The sequence below is a fragment of the Pseudomonas oleovorans subsp. oleovorans genome (genome assembly GCF_002197815.1).
Taxonomy (GTDB): domain Bacteria; phylum Pseudomonadota; class Gammaproteobacteria; order Pseudomonadales; family Pseudomonadaceae; genus Aquipseudomonas; species Aquipseudomonas oleovorans.
The window spans coordinates 32,597-55,317 of the sequence record NZ_NIUB01000007.1; the positions used below are offsets into that span (position 1 = coordinate 32,597).

Consider the following 22,721-nt stretch of genomic DNA (forward strand, 5'->3'; position numbering starts at 1 on the left):
GCTTAGGTGACTAACGAGTCATAAGGGGCGACCTATCTGGAACCAGACAGCAACCTCTTGAACCCGGTAAACGGCCACCACTGTCTGCCGGCTCGAAATGCTCGACACTCTACGGGTGCATCCAACATCACCGCGGCGAGTCCTCGACCCGGCCCCGCCATCATGGGGCTCAAGCGCCTACCCGCGCAGGTCGAGTTTCTATGCGCGCTCAGCAAAGAAGAGAGTTAACCCTAAATGTCCACCCCTTCGAAGATCATCTACACCTTCACCGACGAAGCTCCGGCCCTCGCTACCTATTCGCTTCTGCCAATTGTAGAAGCCTTTGCCGCCTCGGCTAACATCTCCGTTGAAACCCGCGACATCTCTCTTGCTGGACGGATCCTGGCAAGCTTTGCCGACCGCCTGGACGCCGACAAGCGCATCGATGACGACCTGGCCAAACTGGCCGAGCTGACCCTGCAGCCGGACGCCAACATCATCAAACTGCCGAACATCAGCGCCTCCGTACCTCAGCTCAAGGCTGCCATCGCCGAGCTGCAGGCTCAGGGCTATAACATTCCGGACTTCCCGGAAGATCCGCAGAGCGACGAAGACAAAGAAGTTCGCGGCCGCTACGCCAAAATCCTGGGCAGCGCCGTGAACCCGGTTCTGCGCGAAGGCAACTCCGACCGCCGCGCCCCGGCCGCGGTCAAGGCCTATGCACGCAAACACCCGCACAGCATGGGCAAGTGGAGCATGGCCTCGCAGTCCCACGCCGACTACATGCGCGGCGGCGACTTCTTCTCCAGCGAGCAATCGATCACCATGGCCAAGGCCGGTGACGTGCGCATCGAGTTCGTCGGCAAGGACGGCAAGGTCGAGGTCAAGAAACAACTCGCCCTGCAGGAAGGCGAAGTGTTCGACAGCATGTTCATGAGCTGCCGCAAGCTACGTGACTTCTTCGAGAAGACCCTGCAGGACTGCAAGGAAACCGGCGTGATGTGGTCCCTGCACGTCAAGGCGACCATGATGAAGGTCTCCCACCCGATCGTCTTCGGTCACGCCGTCAGCGTTTACTACAAGGACGTGTTCGACAAGTACGGCGAGCTGTTCAAGGAACTGGGCGTCAACCCGAACAACGGCATCAGCAGCGTTTACGACAAGATCAAGGCCCTGCCGGCCTCGCAGCAGGAAGAAATCCTGCATGACATCCACGAGGTTTACGCCCATCGCCCGGAAATGGCCATGGTCGACTCGGTCAAGGGCATCACCAACCTGCACATCCCGAGCGACGTGATCGTCGACGCCTCGATGCCGGCGATGATCCGCAACTCCGGCCAGATGTGGGGCAAGGACGGCAAGCAGAAAGACACCAAGGCCGTCATGCCTGAGAGCACCTACGCGCGCATCTATCAGGAAATGATCAACTTCTGCAAAACCAACGGCGCCTTCGACCCAACCACCATGGGCAGTGTGCCGAACGTCGGCCTGATGGCGCAAAAGGCCGAGGAATACGGCTCCCACGACAAGACCTTCGAAATGACCGCCGACGGCACCATGCGCGTCGTCGCCGCCGACGGCACCGTGCTGATGCAGCACCAGGTCGAAGCCGGCGACATCTGGCGCGCCTGCCAGACCAAGGACGCGCCGATTCGCGACTGGGTCAAGCTGGCCGTTACCCGCGCCCGTCAGTCCAACACCCCGGCGATCTTCTGGCTGGACCCGGAGCGCGCCCACGACCGCGAACTGCAGAAGAAGGTCGAGCTGTACCTCAAGGACCACGACCTGACTGGCCTGGATATCCGCATGATGGGCTACAACGAAGCCATCCGCGTATCCATGGAGCGCATGATCCGCGGCCAGGACACCATCTCGGTAACCGGCAACGTACTGCGTGACTACCTGACCGACCTGTTCCCGATCATGGAGCTGGGCACCTCGGCCAAGATGCTGTCCATCGTTCCGCTGATGGCTGGCGGCGGCATGTACGAAACCGGCGCCGGCGGTTCGGCGCCCAAGCATGTGCAACAGCTGGTCGAAGAAAACTACCTGCGCTGGGATTCCCTGGGCGAGTTCCTGGCCCTGGCCGTGTCGCTGGAAGAAACCGGCATCAAGACCAACAACGCCAAGGCCAAGGTACTGGGCAAGACCCTGGATCAGGCTACCGGCAAGCTGCTGGACAACAACAAGTCCCCGGCGCGCAAGGTCGGCGAGATCGACAACCGCGGCAGCCACTTCTACCTGGCACTGTACTGGGCACAAGCCCTGGCCGAGCAGAATGACGATGCCGAGCTGAAAGCCCATTTCGCCCCGCTGGCCAAGCAACTGACCGAGCAGGAAGCGACCATCGTCGCCGAACTGGCTGCCGTACAAGGCAAGCCGGTCGACATCGGCGGCTACTACCGCTCCAACCCTGAGCTGACCAGCAAGGTGATGCGCCCCAGCGCCACCTTCAATGCCGCTCTGGCTGCACTGAATGCCTGATAAGGCTTGAGTGTCAAAGAACCCCGGCCTTGCGCCGGGGTTCTTTATTTATGGATCTGGACAATCTTTGTAGGAGCGAGCTCTGCTCGCGAAGCCGTTTTTCGCGAGCAGAGCTCGCTCCTACAGAATCCTGCACGCTGATCGTTTTTTGGAGCACTGAAAATGCAGTGGCAACCCCATATCACCGTGGCCACGGTGATCGAAGATGATGGCCGTTTCCTCTTCGTCGAAGAGGTCAAGGCCGGCCGCCTGGTACTCAACCAGCCGGCCGGGCACCTGGAAGCCAATGAATCGCTACGCGAAGCCGCACTGCGCGAGACGCTCGAGGAAACCGGCTGGGACGTCGAGCTCACCGCCCTGCTCGGCATCTACCTCTATACCGCACCAAGTAATGGCGTGACCTATCAGCGCGTGTGCTTCAGCGCACGCCCCGTGCGCCATGACGCCGAGCGCGAGCTGGATAACGACATCAGCGGCATCACCTGGTTGACCCGCGATGAGCTGGCCACCCAGCCCGAGCGCTGGCGCAGCGAGCTGGTACTGCGCTGCGTGGACGATTACCTGGCCGGTGTAAACGGGCCGCTTGAGCTGCTGCGCGACTAAGCGTAGCCCAATGAGATCCGGGGATGTCGTGCTCACCGGTTCCAGATGAGGACGCAGGGCGGACCGGAACGCCGGCCGCTCGTAGCGAAGCGAGCAGTCCGCCGCTCTTGAGCGCCACACAAACCCAGCGGCGTACTGCTTCGCGACGACTGCATGGATGCAGGAGGTAGAGCGACGCAGGAAGCCAAAGCCGAGTACGCCCTACGGGCGGCAGGCTTTCTGGTAGACTCGGCAACTTTTAAGGCTTCACTCGCAGATTCCTATGCAAGCACCTAGCACCCAACGCGTGATCGTCGGCATGTCCGGCGGCGTCGACTCGTCCGTTTCCGCCCTGCTGCTGATGGAGCAGGGTTACCAGGTCGAAGGCCTGTTCATGAAGAACTGGGACGAAGACGACGGCACCGAATACTGCACCGCCATGGATGACCTGGCCGACGCCCAGGCCGTATGCGACCGCATCGGCATCAAGCTGCACACCGCCAACTTCGCCGCCGAATACTGGGACAACGTGTTCGAGCACTTCCTGGCCGAATACAAGGCCGGGCGTACGCCGAACCCGGACATCCTGTGCAACCGTGAAATCAAGTTTAAAGCCTTCCTCGACTATGCCCTGTCGCTCGGTGCCGACCTGATCGCCACCGGTCACTATGTGCGTCGCCGCGATATCGATGGTCGCACCGAACTGCTCAAGGGGCTCGACCCTAACAAGGACCAGAGCTACTTCCTGCACGCCGTCGGCGGCGAGCAGATCGCCAAGACCCTGTTCCCGGTTGGCGAGCTGGAAAAGCCGCAGGTACGCGCCATCGCCGAGAAGTACGAGCTGGCCACGGCGAAGAAGAAGGACTCCACCGGCATCTGCTTCATCGGTGAGCGTCGCTTCAGTGACTTTCTCAAACAGTACCTGCCGGCCCAGCCAGGCGACATCGAGACCACCGAGGGCCAGGTCATCGGCCGCCATCACGGCCTGATGTACCACACCATCGGCCAGCGCCAGGGGCTTGGCATCGGCGGTCTCAAGGACGCCAGCGACGATCCCTGGTACGTGCTGCGCAAGGACCTAACGCGTAACGTACTGATCGTCGGCCAGGGCAACGAACACCCCTGGCTGTTCTCACGCGCCCTGCTCGCCTCGGACATCTACTGGGTCAACCCAGTGGATCTGAGCAGCCCGCGCCGCCTGACCGCCAAGGTGCGCTACCGCCAGAACGATCAGCACTGCACCCTGGAGAGGACCGAGACCGGCTATCGCGCCGTGTTCGACGAGCCGCAGCGCGCCGTCACTCCGGGTCAGTCCGTGGTGTTCTACGACGGCGAGGTGTGCCTCGGCGGCGGCGTGATCGAAACCGCAGAAGCCTGGTACGAGGACGCCCGATGAGCCCGCTGCAGGAGCAACTGGTTGCCCTCGGCGCCGTATTCGAAGCAGCAGTGCTGGCCGACAAGATCGCCCGGACCGGCCAGGTCAGCGAAGCCTCGATGGGCTGCATGCTCGGCAGCCTGCTGGTGCGCGACCCGAAAAGCACGCTGGACGTATACGGCGGCGACGATCTCAACCTGCGTGACGGTTATCGCGCGCTGATCAGCTCGCTGGAGCGCAATCCGTCTGCCTTGCAGCGCGAGCCCCTACGCTATGCGCTGGCGATGATCGGCCTGGAGCGGCAACTGGACAAGCGCGGCGACATGCTGCAGGTGATGGGCAGCCGGCTGGATCAGATCCAGCAACAGGTCGAGCATTTTGGCCTGGTCCATGACAACGTCATCGCCGCCTGCGGCGGCCTCTATCAGGACACCATCAGCACCTTCCGCCAGCGCATTCAGGTGCACGGCGACATGCGCTTCCTGCAGCAGCCGAACAACGCGGCGAAAATCCGCGCACTGCTGCTCGCCGGCATTCGCTCAGCGCGCCTCTGGCGCCAGCTCGGCGGCCACCGCTGGCAGTTGGTGTTCAGCCGCAGCAAACTGCTCAAAGAACTCTACGAACTGACGCGAAACTGACCATGGAACCCGCCAGCCGCAGCGTAAAACCCATACAGGGTGCCCTGCTGCTGGCGCTCTCGGCGCTGCTGTTTGCCTTCACCGGAGTCGGCATCCGCGAGATTTCCGTCAGCGTCAACAACGAGTCGGTGGTGTTCTTCCGCAACCTGGTCGGCGTGTTGTTCTTCCTGCCTTTGCTGCTGGTGCGTGGCGTTCGACCGTTGCGCACGACACGCCTGAAGTCCCATCTGTGGCGCACCACCTACGGCCTGGCGGCGATGTACTGCTTCTTCTACGCCATCGCCCATCTGCCACTGGCCGACGCCATGCTGTTCACCTATTCGGCGCCGGTGTTTACCCCGCTGATCGCACATATCTGGCTCAAGGAGCCGCTGACTCGGCGCATGCTGGTAAGCAGCCTGATCGGCTTGTGTGGCGTGCTGCTGGTAGCCAAGCCCAGCGCAGCATTATTCGAAGGGCCAGCCCTGGCCGGCCTGGCTGCCAGCCTGCTGGCGGCCTTTGCCTTCGTCTCCATCCGAGAGATGAGCGACAGCGAGCCGGCCACACGCATCGTCTTCTATTTCTCGCTGTTTTCCGCGTTGTTTTCCGCCATCCCGCTGACCTGGAGCTGGCAGCCGCTGGACGCCAACCAGCTTGGCTGGCTGCTGGGCATCGGCCTGCTGGCCACCGCCAGCCAGGTGATCATGTCACGCGCCTACGGCCTGGCGCCGCCGGGACTGATCGGTCCGGTGGCTTACCTGGCCATCGTCTTCGCCGGCATCATTGCCTGGCTGCTCTGGGGCGAGACGCCAGACACCCTGTCGCTGTTCGGCGCGGCGCTGATTTTTGCCGCCAGTCTGTTATCGGTCGCCAGACGCAGGACATAGGCGGTCACACGCCGGTTTTCATGTATGATATGCGCCCTTTTCGTCAGAGGTCGTCCAGGCACCTGAGCTAGCGCCCGCTTCACTGAAGCAGGCACGACGCGCAGCGACCCCGGATGGCTTTTCAGCCCGACAGCCCGAGAACGCCTACATGCAGCTTTCCTCGCTCACCGCGGTTTCCCCCGTCGACGGCCGCTACGCCGGCAAAACCAGCGCCCTGCGCCCTATCTTCAGCGAATACGGTCTGATCCGTAGCCGCGTACTGGTCGAAGTGCGCTGGCTGCAGCGCCTGGCCGCTCACGAGGGCATCCCGGAAGTCGCGCCCTTCTCCGCCGAAGCCAACGCCCTGCTCAACGAGCTGGCCGAGAACTTCGCCGTCGAGCACGCCGAGCGCGTCAAGGAAATCGAGCGCACCACCAACCACGACGTCAAGGCCGTGGAATACCTGCTTAAGGAACAGGCTGCCAAGCTGCCGGAGCTGGACAAGGTCAGCGAGTTCATCCACTTCGCCTGCACCAGCGAGGACATCAACAACCTGTCCCACGCCCTGATGCTGCGTGAAGGCCGTGACAGCGTGCTGCTGCCGCTGATGAAGCAACTGGCAGGCGCCATTCGTGAACTGGCAGTGAAGTTCGCTGACGTGCCGATGCTCTCGCGCACCCACGGCCAGCCGGCCTCGCCGACCACCCTTGGCAAGGAACTGGCCAACGTCGTCTACCGCCTGGAGCGCCAGATCGCTCAGGTCGCGGCCGTGCCGCTGCTGGGCAAAATCAACGGCGCCGTGGGCAACTACAACGCCCACCTGTCGGCCTACCCGAGCATCGACTGGGAAGCCAACGCGCGTCAGTTCATCGAAGGTGACCTGGGCCTGACCTGGAACCCCTACACCACCCAGATCGAGCCGCACGACTACATCGCCGAGCTGTTCGACGCCATCGCTCGCTTCAACACCATCCTGATCGACTTCGACCGCGACGTCTGGGGCTACATCTCCCTCGGTTACTTCAAGCAGAAGACCGTGGCCGGCGAGATCGGCTCCTCGACCATGCCGCACAAGGTCAACCCGATCGACTTCGAGAACTCCGAAGGCAACTTAGGGATAGCCAACGCGATCTTCCAGCACCTGGCCAGCAAGCTGCCGATTTCCCGCTGGCAGCGTGACCTGACCGACTCCACCGTGCTGCGTAACCTGGGTGTCGGCTTCGCTCACAGCGTCATCGCTTACGAAGCCAGCCTCAAGGGAATCAGCAAGTTGGAGCTCAATGCTCAGAAAATTGCTGAAGACCTGGATGCCTGCTGGGAAGTGCTCGCCGAGCCGATCCAGACCGTCATGCGTCGCTACGCCATCGAGAACCCGTACGAGAAGCTGAAAGAGCTGACTCGCGGCAAGGGCATCAGCCCCGAGGCCCTGCTGGCCTTCATCGACGGCCTGGACATGCCTGCCGCCGCCAAGGAAGAGCTCAAGCAACTGACTCCGGCGCGCTACATCGGTAACGCCGTGGCCCAGGCCAAGCGGATCTAAGCGCGATCAGCCTGGCAGACAGCCGAAAAACTACCTACGTTGGCAATACTGCATTAAAACCGGCCTCAGAATGCTCATTTACAGCACGTAAACTCCGCTTCTTCGGCCGCTTTTGCCTTGTCTTGCCTGCCTCGCCTACGTTTTTTGACAGTCCGCCAAGGACGCCCGGCTGAGCCGGGCGTTTTTGTTTTAAGGTTTTTATCTATTTCAAGGGCTTACTGATGAATCCTGATACTCCGCTGCAATTGCTGGGCGGCCTCACAGCCCGTGAATTTTTGCGCGACTACTGGCAGAAAAAACCGCTGCTGGTGCGCCAGGCCATTCCCGACTTCGAAAGCCCGATCAGCCCGGACGAACTGGCCGGCCTGGCGCTGGAGGAAGAAGTCGAATCGCGCCTGGTGATCGAGCATGGCGAGCGTCCCTGGGAACTGCAGCGTGGCCCGTTCAACGAGGACAGCTTCCAGGATCTGCCCGAGCGCGACTGGACGCTGCTGGTGCAGGCCGTCGATCAGTTCGTTCCGGAAGTGGCCGAACTGCTGGAAGACTTCAAGTTCCTGCCTAAATGGCGCATCGACGACCTGATGATCAGCTTCGCCGCCCCCGGTGGCGGCGTTGGCCCGCATTTCGACAACTACGACGTATTCCTGCTGCAGGCTCACGGCCATCGCCGCTGGCAGATTGGCCAGATGTGCGATGCCGACAGCCCGCTGCTCCCCCACGCCGATCTGAAGATCCTGGCCCAATTCGAACCAACCGATGAATGGGTGTTGGCACCCGGCGACATGCTTTACCTGCCGCCCTGCCTCGCCCACTGTGGCACCGCTGAGGATGATTGCATGACCTATTCTGTGGGCTTCCGCGCGCCGAGCGCCGCCGAAGTACTGACCCATTTCACTGATTTCCTCGGCCAGTTCCTGCCCGACGAAGAGCGTTACAGCGATGCCGACATCCAGCCGAGCGAGGATCCCAACCAGATCCAGCGCGACGCCCTGGAGCGCCTCAAGGCGCTGCTCAACGAGCACATGAGTGACGAACGCCTGCTGATGACCTGGTTCGGCCAGTTCATGACCGAGCCCAAGTACCCGGAGCTAGTTGCCGGCATCGAGATCGAGGAAGAGGACTTCCTCGGCGCACTGGAAGATGGCGCGATCCTCATTCGCAACCCCAGCGCACGCATGGCCTGGTCGGAAGTCGGCGAAGACCTGGTGCTGTTCGCCAGCGGCCAGAGCCGCCTGGTTTCCGCCCGCCTGCGCGAGCTGTTGAAGCTGATCTGCAGCGCCGATGCGTTACATGTGGAAAACCTCGGCGCCTGGCTGGCCGACGACGAGGGGCGTACCCTGCTATGGGAACTGGTCAAGCAAGGCAGCCTGGGATTTGCCGATGAGTGAGATCACTGTCCGTGTCGCGGACTGGCATAGGGACAATGCCGAGCTTCGTCGTATCCGCGACAGCGTTTTCGTTGCCGAGCAATCGGTACCGCCGGAGCTGGAATGGGACGCCGAGGATACCGACGCCGTGCACTTTCTCGCCGAGGAAGGTGATTACCCGGTGGGTACCGCGCGCCTGCTGCCCGATGGCCATATCGGTCGCGTTTCGGTGCTCAAGGACTGGCGCGGCCTGAAAGTGGGCGAAAAACTGATGCAGGCGGTGATTGCCGAAGCTGAAAAACGCGGCCTGCATCAGCAAATGCTCACCGCTCAGGTGCACGCCACGCCGTTCTATGAAAGGCTAGGCTTCAGGATTGTCAGCGACGAGTACCTCGACGCCGGCATACCGCACGTGGATATGGTGCGCAGCAGCCAGTAGAGACCGAAATGAACGACAAAGACGCCCCGGTCGAACCGATCGATACGCCAGATCCCATTGAACTGGCGGCCATCGAATTCGAGTCGCCGGGGCGTTTTGCCGTGCACAACCCCGAACCCATCACGCCGGATGCGGCGCAATGGGAGCCGGCCCCGTTCATACTCGGCCAGCACGAGCGTCTGGAGCGTTTCAGCCAGCCCCAGCAGGCTCGCGCCCACATCCTGGCGCTGATCCAGCAAGCCCAGCGCAGCCTGTGCCTGTACAGCGATGACCTGGAGCCCTGGCTCTATCACCACAGCAGCGTGCAACAGGCCTGCACCCGGTTCCTGCTGAGTAGTCCTCGGGCGCGCCTGCGCATTCTGCTGCGCGACCCGACCCGTGCCGTAAAGGAAGGTCATCGTCTGCTCGCCCTGCCACGCCGACTGTCCTCCAACCTGCATATCCGCAAACTCAATCCGGACTATGCCAGCGAGGAACTGGCCTTCCTGATCGCCGATGACAGGGGCCTGTTCGTGCGACCTGAACTCGATCAACAATCCGGCTACACCCTGTACAACGATCCGGCGCGCGTGCGCCAACGCCAAACCCAGTTCGACCAGGCCTGGGATACCAGCATCACCGACCCTGATCTGCGGAGCTTTCTGCTATGACCCTGCGCACGCTGTTCGCCGCCCTGCTTCTCGGCCTGTGCCTGCCGCTGCAAGCGGCCACCGAGGTAATCGCATTGAATTACCGCACTGCCGATGACGTACTCGGCGTGGTGCAGTCGATGCTCGGTAACGAGGGCAAGGTCAGTGCCTATGGCAACCAACTGATCGTCAATGCGTCACCGGCCAAGATCGGCGAGGTGCGCGTGCTGCTGCAGCAACTCGACACCCGCCCGCGGCGCCTGCTGATCACCGTCGAAAGCGCTGACAGCAATTACCAGAACGACCGCGGCTATCGCGTCGACGGCACCCTCAGCGCCGGCAATGCCGAGGTTCAGGTCGGACGTGGCGAAGTCAACGGTCGCGACCAGGTGCGCATCATCCGCCGCAGCACCGACAGCCGTGGTGGCGGCACCCAGCAGGTACAGGCCACCGAGGGCTATCCGGCGCTGATCCAGGTCGGTCAGAGCGTGCCGCTGACCACCACCAGTACCGGCCCGTACGGCCAGGTTTACCAGGACACCCAGTATCGCGACGTGACGCGGGGCTTTTACGTGACAGCCAGCCTCTCTGGCGAACTCGTCCACGTGGCCATCAGCAGCCAGCGCGATCGCGTCAGCAACAGCCGCCCCGGCGTGATCGACGTGCAAAGCACCGACACGCGCGTCAGCGGTCGTCTCGGCGAGTGGATTACCTTGGGCGGCGTCAGCGAGGAAACCAGCTCCAGCGGCCGTGACGTGTTGCGTCGACACTCCACCCAGGGCCGCGAGGACATGTCGCTGCGCCTTAAGGTCGAAGCGATCGACTGACACCCCCGACCAAAGTCGAATGCCTTTCCCTCGCAAGAACGATGGACAACTCTCGCAACCCGCGAAATGCCTGAAACGCCCAACCCATGGGCTGCCAAGCGTGACCAGCCAGTCGCCTACTGAATATGTAGTAGCTTTAAAAAACCACTACAAAACGTTTGACGAAGCATTTTCCCAGAGGCATGATGGCCTCGCTCCCGCTAGCCAGGGGTCCTGAAAAGGATCTCCAGACCGCCCGCGAAGTACTTCGCACCGGTCCGTGTCCCAACAGCCCACAAGGCCGTACGACGAGGTTGCGACTGGAACGAAGTTGTCCTGAGGGACGGGGAAGCGTTTAGCGTCAGACAGATCGAAAGCCCAGCAGGTGCCCAAGGTTTCCACGAGCCAAACGGCCCACGCGACGCTCTCGCACTGTTCGCCACATCCCCCTCCTCGCGGTCAATCCTCGCCCCAGCCGTATTCTCGCCGTCAAAGTGGAAGCCTCCCGCAGCCGCTGCATCCGTGCACGCATTGCGTGGGTAGTCGGTGCTCAACCAACACATTTTTTTGAAGGATTGACCATGTCCGCATATCAAAACGACATCAAGGCTGTAGCCGCTCTGAAAGAGAAGTTCGGCAGCAGTTGGAGCGCTATCAACCCCGAGTCCGTCGCCCGTATGCGCGCTCAGAACCGCTTCAAGACCGGTCTGGAAATCGCTCAGTACACTGCTGACATCATGCGCAAGGACATGGAAGAGTACGACGCCGACTCCTCCCTCTACACCCAGTCCCTGGGCTGCTGGCACGGCTTCATCGGTCAGCAGAAGCTGATTTCGATCAAGAAGCACCTGAAGAGCACCAACAAGCGCTACCTCTACCTGTCGGGCTGGATGGTCGCTGCCCTGCGTTCCGAGTTCGGCCCGCTGCCGGATCAGTCGATGCACGAGAAGACCGCCGTCTCCGACCTGATCGAAGAGCTGTACACCTTCCTGCGTCAGGCCGACAGCCGCGAACTGGACCTGCTGTTCACCGCTCTGGACGCTGCCCGCGACGCTGGCGACCACGCCAAGGCTGCCGAGATCCAGAACCAGATCGACAACTACGAAACGCACATTGTCCCGATCATCGCCGACATCGATGCCGGTTTCGGTAACCCGGAAGCCACCTACCTGCTGGCCAAGCGCATGATCGAAGCGGGTGCCTGCTGCATCCAAATCGAAAACCAGGTATCCGACGAGAAGCAGTGCGGCCACCAGGACGGCAAAGTTACCGTTCCACATGCCGACTTCCTCGCCAAGATCGCTGCCGTTCGCTACGCCTTCCTGGAACTGGGTATCGACAACGGTGTAATCGTTGCTCGTACCGACTCCCTGGGTGCCGGCCTGACCAAGCAGATCGCCGTGACCAACCAGCCGGGCGACCTGGGCGACCTGTACAACTCCTTCCTGGATTGCGAAGAAGTGTCCACTGCCGAACTGAAGAACGGCGACGTCGTTCTGAACCGCGAAGGCAAGCTGCTGCGTCCGAAGCGCCTGCCGTCCAACCTGTTCCAGTTCCGCGCTGGCACCGGCGAAGACCGCTGCGTACTGGACTGCATCACCAGCCTGCAGAACGGCGCCGACCTGCTGTGGATCGAAACCGAGAAGCCGCACGTTGGCCAGATCAAAGGCATGGTTGACCGCATCCGCGAAGTCATCCCGAACGCCAAGCTGGTTTACAACAACAGCCCGTCCTTCAACTGGACCCTGAACTTCCGCCAGCAAGTGTTCGACGCCATGGTTGCCGAAGGCAAGGACGTTTCCGCCTACGACCGCGCCAAACTGATGAGCGTCGAATACGACAATACCGAACTAGCCCAGATCGCTGACGAGAAGATCCGTACCTTCCAGCGCGACGGCTCCGCTCACGCCGGCATCTTCCACCACCTGATCACTCTGCCGACCTACCACACTGCCGCTCTGTCGACCGACAACCTGGCCAAGGGCTACTTCGCCGACCAGGGCATGCTGGCCTACGTGAAAGGCGTACAGCGTGAGGAAATCCGTCAGGGCATCGCCTGCGTCAAGCACCAGAACATGGCTGGCTCGGACATCGGCGACACCCACAAGGAGTACTTCGCTGGCGAAGCCGCTCTGAAAGCGAGCGGTAAAGACAACACCATGAACCAGTTCCACTAAGAACGGTTCCCCTGCTGCGGACCACGCATCCGCAGCAGCCTGCTTGCCTAATCCGCCCCGGCTTGCCGGGGCTTTTTTTACTTGCGCGATAAACCGCTTCAGCCAAACAGGGCGCAGCCTTGGCATATCCCCAAGACAGGATGGGCGAGTAAATGCCAAAGGCCCGATAAACCTTGAGGCAGAGCTGCAGGCGGAGAGATACATCAAGAGAATTTAAGTCAATGCCTGCTGCCGTCGCCCCAATACCAAAGTGGCAGACAATTACTCATCTTGCCGAGGCGCATCACCCAGCAAAATGAGGCAGATTAGCCGGATGAATGGGCGCCACGGATTGCCAGAACAAAGCCATCAGCCATAGTCCAGAAGCGCCGACCTGCATGGCCTGCAGCGCAATTACAGCGATGCGACAATTCAGGCAAAAACCTGGCAATAGTGATGAAAATGCAGGAATAATTTTCTTTGAAAAATTGACTTACAGTCGGCATACACATAGTATTGTATACACACTTTGCATCAGCACCCTTGACGGTGCTTGTCAGCTAACCAAATACAAGCCGTTCCTTGAGTTTCAGGAGTACCGGCATGCCTGATGCGGTAACCACCATGTCCCAGAACTGGGCCTTCGCTGTTTTCTTGCTGGGTGTCTGCGCGCTCATCGCCTTCATGCTCGGCGTTTCCAGTCTGCTCGGCAGCAAAGCCTGGGGACGTAGCAAGAACGAGCCTTTCGAGTCGGGCATGCTTCCTACCGGCAGCGCGCGTCTGCGCCTGTCAGCCAAGTTCTATCTGGTCGCGATGCTCTTCGTGATCTTCGACGTTGAAGCCCTCTATCTCTTCGCTTGGGCAGTCTCGGTGCGCGAAAGCGGCTGGGCGGGTCTGATCGAAGCTACAGTTTTCATAGCAATTCTGTTGGCAGGTCTTGTCTATCTTTGGCGTATCGGCGCGCTCGATTGGGCACCGCAGGGACGTCGTGAACGGCAGGCGAAGCTGAAACAATGAGGCTTTGGCGATGCAATACAAACTTACTCGGGTCGACCCGAATGCGCCCAACGAGGCGTATCCGATCGGCCAGCGGGAGGTCGTCTCCGACCCGCAGCTAGAGGACCAGGTTCACAAGAACATCTACATGGGCAAGCTCTCGGACGTGCTTAACGGCGCGGTCAACTGGGGGCGCAAGAATTCCTTGTGGCCGTACAACTTCGGCCTGTCCTGCTGCTATGTGGAAATGACCACCGCCTTCACCGCCCCGCATGACGTGGCGCGTTTCGGTGCGGAAGTCATTCGCGCATCACCCCGTCAGGCTGACTTCATGGTCATTGCCGGCACCTGCTTTATCAAGATGGCGCCGGTCATCCAGCGTCTCTACGAGCAGATGCTGGAGCCCAAGTGGGTCATTTCCATGGGTTCATGCGCCAACTCCGGCGGCATGTACGACATCTACTCGGTCGTTCAGGGCGTGGACAAGTTCCTCCCCGTGGACGTCTATATTCCCGGCTGCCCGCCCCGCCCCGAGGCGTTCCTGCAAGGCTTGATGCTGCTGCAGGAATCCATCGGCCAGGAGCGCCGCCCGCTATCCTGGGTCGTTGGCGATCAAGGCATCTACCGTGCCGAAATGCCTTCGCAGAAGGAACAGCGACGCGAGCAGCGAATCGCCGTTACCAACCTGCGTAGCCCCGACGAAGTCTGAGCTGATGCTTGCCTGCGCAAGCGTCACGCCCACTTTCTACGTTGATCGACAGCGACCGAGACCATGACTCAAGACACCGTTGTGTCCATACCGCCTTACAAGGCTGACGACCAGGACGTCGTCGCCGAACTGTGCGCCCGTTTTGGCGACGACAGTTTCACCCTGCAAGCGACCCGCACCGGCATGCCGGTACTCTGGGTCGCCCGTGAGCGCCTCATCGAAGTGCTCACCTGCCTGCGCAACCTGCCGCGCCCCTACGTGATGCTCTTTGATCTGCACGGCGTCGACGAGCGCCTGCGCACCCAACGTCGCGGCCTTCCCGATGCCGACTTCACGGTGTTCTATCACCTGATGTCGCTGGAGAGTAATAGTGATGTGATGATCAAGGTCGCCTTGTCCGAGCGCGACCTCAACCTGCCCACCGCCACCGGCATCTGGCCCAACGCCAACTGGTACGAGCGTGAAGTCTGGGACCTGTACGGCATCACCTTCACCGGCCACCCACACCTGAGCCGCATCATGATGCCGCCGACCTGGGAAGGTCACCCGCTGCGCAAGGACTACCCGGCGCGCGCCACCGAATTCGACCCGTTCAGCCTGACCCTGGCCAAACAGCAGCTGGAAGAGGAAGCCGCGCGCTTCCGCCCCGAAGACTGGGGCATGAAACGCGGTGGTGAGCACGAGGACTACATGTTCCTCAACCTCGGCCCCAACCACCCTTCCGCTCACGGCGCGTTCCGCATCATCCTGCAGCTCGACGGCGAAGAGATCGTCGATTGCGTGCCAGAGATCGGCTACCACCACCGTGGCGCCGAGAAGATGGCCGAACGGCAGAGCTGGCACAGCTTCATCCCCTACACCGACCGCATCGACTACCTCGGCGGGGTGATGAACAACCTGCCCTACGTGCTCTCGGTGGAGAAACTCGCCGGCATCAAGGTGCCGGCCCGCGTCGATGTCATCCGCGTGATGCTCGCCGAGTTCTTCCGTATCACCAGCCACCTGCTGTTCCTCGGTACTTACATCCAGGACGTTGGCGCGATGACCCCGGTGTTCTTCACCTTCACCGACCGCCAGCGTGCCTACAAGGTGATCGAAGCCATCACCGGTTTCCGCCTGCACCCGGCCTGGTACCGCATCGGCGGTGTCGCCCATGACCTGCCGCGCGGCTGGGACAAGCTGGTCAAGGAATTCGTCGACTGGCTGCCAAAGCGCCTCGACGAATACGAGAAGGCCGCGCTGAAGAACAGCATCCTCAAGGCCCGTACCATCGGTGTGGCGCAGTACAACACCAAGGAAGCGCTGGAATGGGGCACCACCGGTGCCGGCCTGCGCGCCACCGGTTGCGATTTTGACCTGCGCAAGGCGCGTCCCTACTCCGGCTATGAGAACTTCGAATTCGAAGTGCCGCTGGCGGCCAATGGTGACGCCTACGACCGCTGCATGGTGCGCGTGGAAGAAATGCGTCAGAGCATCCGCATCATCGATCAGTGCCTGAAGAACATGCCGGAAGGCCCGTACAAGGCCGACCACCCGCTGACCACGCCGCCGCCGAAAGAGCGCACGCTGCAGCACATCGAAACCCTGATCACTCACTTCCTGCAGGTTTCCTGGGGCCCGGTCATGCCGGCCAACGAAGCCTTCCAGATGATCGAGGCGACCAAGGGCATCAACAGCTACTACCTGACGAGCGACGGCAGCACCATGAGCTACCGCACCCGGATTCGCACCCCCAGCTTCCCCCACCTGCAGCAGATCCCTTCGGTGATTCGCGGCAGCATGGTGGCGGATCTGATCGCCTATCTGGGCAGTATCGACTTCGTCATGGCCGACGTGGACCGCTGATCATGAGCACGCTAATTCAGACCGACCGTTTCACCCTCAGCGAAACCGAGCGCTCGGCCATCGAGCACGAGATGCATCACTACGAAGACCCGCGCGCCGCCAGCATCGAAGCGCTGAAGATCGTGCAGAAGCAACGCGGCTGGGTGCCGGACGGCGCCGCTGACGCCATTGGCGAAATTCTCGGCATTCCTGCCAGCGACGTCGAGGGCGTGGCCACCTTCTACAGCCAGATCTTCCGTCAGCCCGTCGGCCGCCACGTGATTCGCGTGTGCGACAGCATGACCTGCTACATCGGCGGCCATGAGTCGGTGGTCAGTGAGATGCAGAAGCAGCTTGGCATCGGCCTTGGCCAGACCACCAGCGATGAGCGTTTCACCCTGCTGCCGGTGTGTTGCCTGGGCAACTGCGACAAGGCTCCTGCAGTGATGATCGACGACGACACATTCGGCGATGTCCAACCTGACGGCGTCGCCAAGCTGCTGGAGGACTACAAATGAAAACGCTGACCTCCATCGGCCCAGCCAACCGCATCACTCGTAGCGAAGAAACCCATCCGCTGACCTGGCGCCTGCGTGACGACGCCCAGCCGGTATGGCTGGAGGAATACCAGCAGAAGAACGGCTACGCCGCCGCACGCAAGGCACTGACCGAGATGGCCCAGGCCGACATCGTGCAGACCGTCAAGGAATCCGGCCTCAAGGGCCGTGGCGGCGCAGGCTTCCCCACGGGCGTGAAGTGGGGCCTGATGCCGGCCGACGAATCCATGAACATCCGCTACCTGCTGTGCAATGCGGACGAAATGGAGCCCAACACCTGGAAAGACCGCATGCTGATGGAACAGCTGCCGCACCTATTGGTGGAAGGCATGCTGATCTCGGCGCGCGCACTGAAGGCCTATCGCGGCTACATCTTCCTGCGTGGCGAGTACGTCGATGCGGCGCGTAACCTCAACCGCGCCATCGATGAAGCCAAGGCCGCCGGCCTGCTCGGCAAGAACATCTTTGGCAGCGGTTTCGATTTCGAGCTGTTCGTGCACACCGGCGCCGGCCGCTACATCTGCGGCGAAGAAACCGCACTGATCAACTCGCTGGAAGGCCGCCGCGCCAATCCGCGCGCCAAACCGCCCTTCCCCGCGGCCGTTGGCGTCTGGGGCAAGCCGACCTGCGTCAATAACGTCGAAACCCTGTGCAACGTGCCGGCCATCGTCGGCCAGGGTGTGGACTGGTACAAGGGCCTGGCCCGCCCGGGCAGCGAAGACCACGGCACCAAGCTGATGGGCTTCTCCGGGAAGGTGAAGAACCCCGGCCTGTGGGAACTGCCGTTCGGCATTACGGCGCGCGAATTGTTCGAGGACTACGCCGGCGGCATGCGCGATGGTTACCAGCTCAAATGCTGGCAGCCGGGCGGCGCCGGCACCGGCTTCCTGCTGCCCGAGCACCTCGAGGCGCAGATGTACGCCGGCGGCATCGGCAAGGTCGGCACCCGTATGGGCACTGGTCTGGCGCTGGCGGTCGACGACTCGATCAACATGGTGTCGCTGCTGCGCAACATGGAAGAGTTCTTCGCCCGCGAGTCCTGCGGCTGGTGCACGCCGTGCCGCGACGGCCTGCCGTGGAGCGTGAAGATCCTTCGTGCACTGGAGCGGGGCGAAGGCACACGCGAGGACATCGCCACCCTGCTCGGCCTTGTCAACTTCCTCGGCCCGGGCAAAACCTTCTGTGCTCACGCGCCAGGCGCCGTGGAGCCGTTGGGCAGTGCCATCAAATATTTCCGTAAAGAGTTCGAGGCCGGTGTGGCCAAGGTGGCGACCACGCCCCGCATGCCGGCAAGAGCGAGCTGAACAGACGAATTCCCTTAGCCAGCCGCTTTTCTGAAGCGGGTAAACGAAGACTGAAGAAATGGCCACTATCCACGTAGACGGCAAAGATTTCGAAGTCGATGGTGCAGACAACCTCCTGCAGGCCTGCCTGTCCCTTGGACTCGATATCCCCTACTTCTGCTGGCACCCGGCGCTTGGCAGCGTCGGCGCCTGCCGCCAGTGCGCGGTCAAGCAGTACAACGACGAGAACGACACCCGTGGTCGTATCGTCATGTCCTGCATGACGCCTGCCACCGACAACACCTGGATCAGCATCGACGACGAGGAGTCCAAGGCGTTCCGCGCCAGCGTCGTCGAATGGCTGATGATCAACCACCCGCACGACTGCCCGGTTTGCGAGGAAGGTGGCCACTGCCACTTGCAGGACATGACGGTGATGACGGGGCACAACGCCCGGCGCTACCGCTTTACCAAGCGGACTCATCAAAACCAAGAGTTGGGCCCGTTTATCGCCCACGAGATGAACCGCTGCATCGCCTGCTACCGCTGCGTGCGCTACTACAAGGACTACGCCGGCGGCACCGACCTGGGCGTCTACGGCGCGCATGACAATGTGTACTTCGGCCGCGTCGAAGACGGCACGCTGGAAAGCGAGTTCTCCGGCAACCTGGTGGAGGTCTGCCCGACCGGCGTATTCACCGACAAGACCCACTCCGAACGCTACAACCGCAAGTGGGACATGCAATTCGCCCCGAGCATCTGCCACGGCTGCTCCAGCGGCTGCAACATCAGCCCCGGCGAGCGCTACGGCGAGCTGCGCCGTATCGAGAACCGCTTCAACGGCTCGGTGAACCAGTACTTCCTCTGTGACCGTGGCCGCTTCGGCTATGGCTACGTCAACAATGCGGATCGCCCGCGTCAGCCGCTGCTGGCCGGCCAGGCCGTCGGCATCGATGCCGCGCTGGACAAGGCCGCCGAGCTGCTCAAGGGCAAGCGCGTGATCGGCATTGGCTCGCCGCGCGCCAGCCTGGAATCCAACTTCGCTCTGCGCGAACTGGTGGGCGCCAGCAACTTCTATAGCGGCATCGCCGCTGGCGAACTGGCCAATATCCGCCTGATCCGCGACATCCTGCAGAACGGCCCACTGCCGACCCCGACCCTGCGCGATGTCGAGCTGCACGACGCCATCTTCGTCCTCGGCGAAGACCTGACCCAGACCGCCGCACGCCTGGCCCTGGCCCTGCGCCAGGCGGTCAAGGGCAAGGCCACCGAGATCGCTGCCGGCGCGCGCATTCAGGACTGGCACATGGCCGCCGTGCAGAACGTCGCCCAGCACGCTCGTCACCCGCTGTTTATCGCCAGCGTCACGGAAACCCGCCTGGACGACGTGGCCGCCGAAAGCGTGCACGCCGCGCCGGCTGACCTGGCTCGCATCGGTTTCGCCGTGGCTCATGCCATCGACCCGAGCGCCCCAGCCGTCGACGGTCTGGAAGCCGAGGCGCAAGCGCTGGTACAGCGCATCGCCGACGCCCTGCTGGCAGCCCAACGCCCGCTGATCGTTTCCGGCGCCTCGCTGGGCGACAAGGCCTTGATCGAAGCTGCCGCCAATATCGCCAGCGCGCTGAAGAACCGCGAGAAGAACGGCTCGCTGAGCCTTGTGGTGCCCGAAGCCAACAGCCTGGGCCTGGCACTGCTTCTGGATAAAGAGCAGGGCGGCGAGTCCGTCGATGCCGCGCTCGATGCGCTGAGCAACGGCCAGGCCGATGCCGTGATCGTGCTGGAAAACGACCTGTACCGCCGCGCCGATGCGGCCAAGGTCGATGCAGCGCTCAGCGCCGCGCAGGCGGTGATCGTCGCCGATCACCAGCGCACTGCCACCAGCGAACGCGCCCATCTGTTGCTGCCGGCGGCCTCCTTCGCCGAAGGCGACGGCACCCTGGTCAGCCTCGAAGGCCGCGCCCAGCGCTTCTTCCAGGTCTATGAACCGAGCTACTACGACAGCAATATTCTGATCCGCGAAGGCTGGCGCTGGCTGCACGCGCTGCACAGCACGCTGCAAGGCAAGGCCGTGGACTGGACGCAACTGGATCAGGTCACCGAGGCCTGCGCCGCCAGCAACCCGCTGCTGGCCGGGATCAAGGACGCCGCGCCGAACGCCTCGTTCCGCATCAAGGGCCTCAAGCTCGCCCGCGAGCCGCACCGCTACAGCGGCCGTACCGCCATGCGCGCCAACATCAGCGTGCACGAGCCGCGTCAGCCGCAAGATCAGGACACCGCCTTCGCCTTCTCCATGGAAGGCTATGCCGGCAGCAAGGAAGACCGTCAGCAGATTCCATTCGCCTGGTCGCCGGGCTGGAACTCGCCACAGGCCTGGAACAAGTTCCAGGACGAAGTCGGAGGTCATCTGCGTGCCGGCGACCCCGGCGTGCGCCTGCTCGAAGCGGCCGGTAACGTCCTGCCCTGGTTCGCCGTCAATGCAGCGTTCAACCCGGCAGCCGGCACCTGGCAGGTGGCGCCGCTGCACCACCTGTTCGGCAGCGAGGAAAACTCCGCGCGCGCCAAACCGATTCAGGAGCGCATGCCCGAGCCCTACGTGGCCCTGGCCCGCGATGAAGCGGCACGTCTGGGCGTGAACGACGGTGCGCTGCTGGCTCTGCGCGTCAACGGCCAGGCGCTACGCCTGCCGCTGCAGGTGCGTGATGATCTGGCCGTTGGCCTGGTCGGCCTGCCGGTTGGTTTGCCAGGCATTCCGGTGACACTCGCCGGCGCCAGGGTGACCCTGCTGCAGGAGGCCGCGCAATGAGCTGGTTGACGCCCGAACTGATCGAGATCGTCATCGCGGTGCTCAAGGCCATCGTCATCCTGCTGGTGGTGGTGGTCTGCGGCGCACTACTGAGCTTCGTCGAACGCCGTCTGCTCGGCTGGTGGCAGGATCGCTACGGCCCCAACCGTGTGGGGCCGTTCGGCATGTTCCAGATCGCCGCCGACATGATCAAGATGTTCTTCAAGGAGGACTGGACGCCGCCGTTCGCCGACAAGTTCATCTTCATCCTGGCACCGATGATCGCCTTCTCGGCGATGCTGATGGCCTTCGCCATCATCCCCATCACCCCGACCTGGGGCGTGGCGGACTTGAACATCGGCATCCTGTTCTTCTTCGCCATGGCGGGTCTTTCGGTCTATGCCGTGCTGTTTGCTGGCTGGGCAAGCAACAACAAGTTCGCCCTGCTCGGTGCCCTGCGTGCTTCGGCGCAAACGGTGTCCTACGAAGTGTTCCTGGCCCTGGCGCTGATGGGCGTGGTGGCGCAGGTCGGCTCGTTCAACATGCGCGACATCGTCGATTACCAGGCGCAGAACCTGTGGTTCATCATTCCGCAGTTCTTCGGCTTCTGTACCTTCTTCATCGCTGCCGTTGCGGTGACCCACCGTCACCCGTTCGACCAACCGGAAGCCGAGCAGGAGCTGGCCGATGGTTACCACATCGAATACGCCGGGATGAAATGGGGCATGTTCTTCGTCGGCGAGTACGTCGCCATCGTCACCGTGTCGGCCTTGCTGGTAACCCTGTTCTTCGGTGGCTGGCACGGCCCGTTCGGCATCCTGCCGCAGATTCCGTTCTTCTGGTTCGCGCTGAAAACGGCCTTCTTCATCATGATCTTCATCCTGCTGCGCGCGTCGATCCCACGCCCTCGCTATGACCAGGTCATGGCCTTCAGCTGGAAGTTCTGCCTGCCGCTGACCCTGATCAACCTGCTGGTGACCGGCGCCGTCGTGCTGGCCACGGCCCAGTAAGGAGAACCACAGAATGTTCAAATACATATGGGACGTGCTGGTCGGTACCGGCACCCAACTGCGCAGCCTGGTCATGGTGTTCAGCCATGGCTTTCGCAAGCGCGACACCCTGCAATACCCGGAAGAGCCAGTCTACCTGCCGCCGCGCTACCGTGGCCGCATCGTCCTGACCCGCGACCCCGACGGCGAGGAGCGCTGCGTGGCCTGCAATCTGTGCGCCGTGGCCTGCCCGGTGGGCTGCATCTCGCTGCAGAAGGCGGAAACCGACGACGGGCGCTGGTACCCGGAGTTCTTCCGCATCAACTTCTCGCGCTGCATCTTCTGCGGCCTGTGCGAGGAAGCCTGCCCGACCACCGCGATCCAGCTCACCCCCGATTTCGAGATGGGCGAGTTCAAGCGCCAGGATCTGGTGTACGAGAAGGAAGACCTGCTGATCAGCGGCCCCGGCAAGAACCCGGACTACAACTTCTACCGCGTTGCCGGTATGGCCATCGCCGGCAAGCCCAAGGGCGCCGCGCAGAACGAGGCCGAGCCGATCAACGTCAAGGGGCTGTTGCCATGAGCCAAGGTCATGGGTTTTCCCGCCCTGTAGGAGCGAGCTCTGCTCGCGAACGCAGACGACGCCAAACGCTTCGCGAGCAGAGCTCGCTCCTACGTCTTTGGTGTCATCTCCCGAAATATGCCGCTGCTTCTCACGAGGCGAGCGCAATGAGGAGCTTC

The 22,721-nt window shown here is 62.3% G+C and carries 19 protein-coding genes; all 19 read left to right on the forward strand.

The window, feature by feature from the left end:
- Positions 1-234: 234 nt before the first annotated feature.
- Positions 235-2,463 carry an NADP-dependent isocitrate dehydrogenase gene (locus PSOLE_RS05715; RefSeq protein WP_074858406.1) on the forward strand — a complete coding sequence of 743 codons (2,229 nt, stop codon included), beginning with the start codon at positions 235-237 and terminating at the stop codon, positions 2,461-2,463.
- Positions 2,464-2,625: 162 nt separating this feature from the next.
- Positions 2,626-3,066, forward strand: a complete 441-nt coding sequence (locus PSOLE_RS05720; RefSeq protein WP_003460440.1) for an NUDIX hydrolase — start codon at positions 2,626-2,628, stop codon at positions 3,064-3,066.
- Positions 3,067-3,328: 262 nt separating this feature from the next.
- Positions 3,329-4,441: a tRNA 2-thiouridine(34) synthase MnmA gene (mnmA, locus tag PSOLE_RS05725; protein ID WP_074858410.1), complete on the forward strand. Its 1,113-nt coding sequence runs from the start codon at positions 3,329-3,331 to the stop codon at positions 4,439-4,441.
- Positions 4,438-5,058, forward strand: coding sequence for a high frequency lysogenization protein HflD (gene hflD, locus PSOLE_RS05730; RefSeq protein WP_074858413.1), 621 nt, complete (start codon positions 4,438-4,440; stop codon positions 5,056-5,058). The genes mnmA and hflD overlap by 4 nt, the downstream gene beginning before the upstream one ends.
- A 2-nt stretch (positions 5,059-5,060) precedes the next feature.
- Positions 5,061-5,924, forward strand: coding sequence for a DMT family transporter (locus PSOLE_RS05735; protein ID WP_074858416.1), 864 nt, complete (start codon positions 5,061-5,063; stop codon positions 5,922-5,924).
- Between the two features lie 148 nt (positions 5,925-6,072).
- Positions 6,073-7,443 (forward strand): adenylosuccinate lyase, encoded by a 1,371-nt coding sequence (gene purB / locus PSOLE_RS05740; protein ID WP_074858419.1) that lies wholly within the window; start codon positions 6,073-6,075, stop codon positions 7,441-7,443.
- Between the two features lie 221 nt (positions 7,444-7,664).
- Entirely contained in the window at positions 7,665-8,831 is a 1,167-nt protein-coding gene (locus PSOLE_RS05745) for a ribosomal protein uL16 3-hydroxylase (protein WP_003460451.1), read from the forward strand.
- Positions 8,824-9,249: a GNAT family N-acetyltransferase gene (locus PSOLE_RS05750; RefSeq protein WP_074678642.1), complete on the forward strand. Its 426-nt coding sequence runs from the start codon at positions 8,824-8,826 to the stop codon at positions 9,247-9,249. Before PSOLE_RS05745 ends, PSOLE_RS05750 begins: the two co-directional genes overlap by 8 nt.
- Before the next feature lie 8 nt (positions 9,250-9,257).
- Positions 9,258-9,899 carry a DUF7931 domain-containing protein gene (locus PSOLE_RS05755; RefSeq protein WP_074858422.1) on the forward strand — a complete coding sequence of 214 codons (642 nt, stop codon included), beginning with the start codon at positions 9,258-9,260 and terminating at the stop codon, positions 9,897-9,899.
- Positions 9,896-10,705 (forward strand): secretin N-terminal domain-containing protein, encoded by an 810-nt coding sequence (locus PSOLE_RS05760; RefSeq protein WP_003460463.1) that lies wholly within the window; start codon positions 9,896-9,898, stop codon positions 10,703-10,705. Before PSOLE_RS05755 ends, PSOLE_RS05760 begins: the two co-directional genes overlap by 4 nt.
- Before the next feature lie 560 nt (positions 10,706-11,265).
- Positions 11,266-12,861, forward strand: a complete 1,596-nt coding sequence (locus PSOLE_RS05765; RefSeq protein ID WP_074858424.1) for an isocitrate lyase — start codon at positions 11,266-11,268, stop codon at positions 12,859-12,861.
- A gap of 582 nt (positions 12,862-13,443) precedes the next feature.
- On the forward strand, positions 13,444-13,857 hold the full coding sequence (locus PSOLE_RS05770; RefSeq protein WP_003460466.1) for an NADH-quinone oxidoreductase subunit A: 414 nt from the start codon (positions 13,444-13,446) through the stop codon (positions 13,855-13,857).
- A 10-nt stretch (positions 13,858-13,867) separates the two neighbouring features.
- Complete coding sequence (locus tag PSOLE_RS05775; RefSeq protein ID WP_003460467.1) at positions 13,868-14,545, forward strand: NuoB/complex I 20 kDa subunit family protein; 678 nt, start codon at positions 13,868-13,870, stop codon at positions 14,543-14,545.
- A 63-nt stretch (positions 14,546-14,608) separates the two neighbouring features.
- Complete coding sequence (gene nuoC, locus PSOLE_RS05780) at positions 14,609-16,390, forward strand: NADH-quinone oxidoreductase subunit C/D (protein ID WP_074858427.1); 1,782 nt, start codon at positions 14,609-14,611, stop codon at positions 16,388-16,390.
- Positions 16,387-16,887 carry an NADH-quinone oxidoreductase subunit NuoE gene (gene nuoE, locus PSOLE_RS05785; RefSeq protein ID WP_088339300.1) on the forward strand — a complete coding sequence of 167 codons (501 nt, stop codon included), beginning with the start codon at positions 16,387-16,389 and terminating at the stop codon, positions 16,885-16,887. Before nuoC ends, nuoE begins: the two co-directional genes overlap by 4 nt.
- Positions 16,884-18,230 carry an NADH-quinone oxidoreductase subunit NuoF gene (gene nuoF / locus PSOLE_RS05790; protein WP_074858433.1) on the forward strand — a complete coding sequence of 449 codons (1,347 nt, stop codon included), beginning with the start codon at positions 16,884-16,886 and terminating at the stop codon, positions 18,228-18,230. The genes nuoE and nuoF overlap by 4 nt, the downstream gene beginning before the upstream one ends.
- A gap of 58 nt (positions 18,231-18,288) precedes the next feature.
- Complete coding sequence (nuoG, locus tag PSOLE_RS05795) at positions 18,289-21,012, forward strand: NADH-quinone oxidoreductase subunit NuoG (protein ID WP_074858436.1); 2,724 nt, start codon at positions 18,289-18,291, stop codon at positions 21,010-21,012.
- Positions 21,009-22,001 (forward strand): NADH-quinone oxidoreductase subunit NuoH, encoded by a 993-nt coding sequence (gene nuoH, locus PSOLE_RS05800; RefSeq protein ID WP_074858439.1) that lies wholly within the window; start codon positions 21,009-21,011, stop codon positions 21,999-22,001. The genes nuoG and nuoH overlap by 4 nt, the downstream gene beginning before the upstream one ends.
- A gap of 13 nt (positions 22,002-22,014) precedes the next feature.
- A complete protein-coding gene (gene nuoI, locus PSOLE_RS05805) occupies positions 22,015-22,563 on the forward strand; it encodes an NADH-quinone oxidoreductase subunit NuoI (RefSeq protein ID WP_017677093.1) in 549 nt (182 codons plus the stop codon).
- The last annotated feature ends 158 nt before the right edge of the window (positions 22,564-22,721 follow it).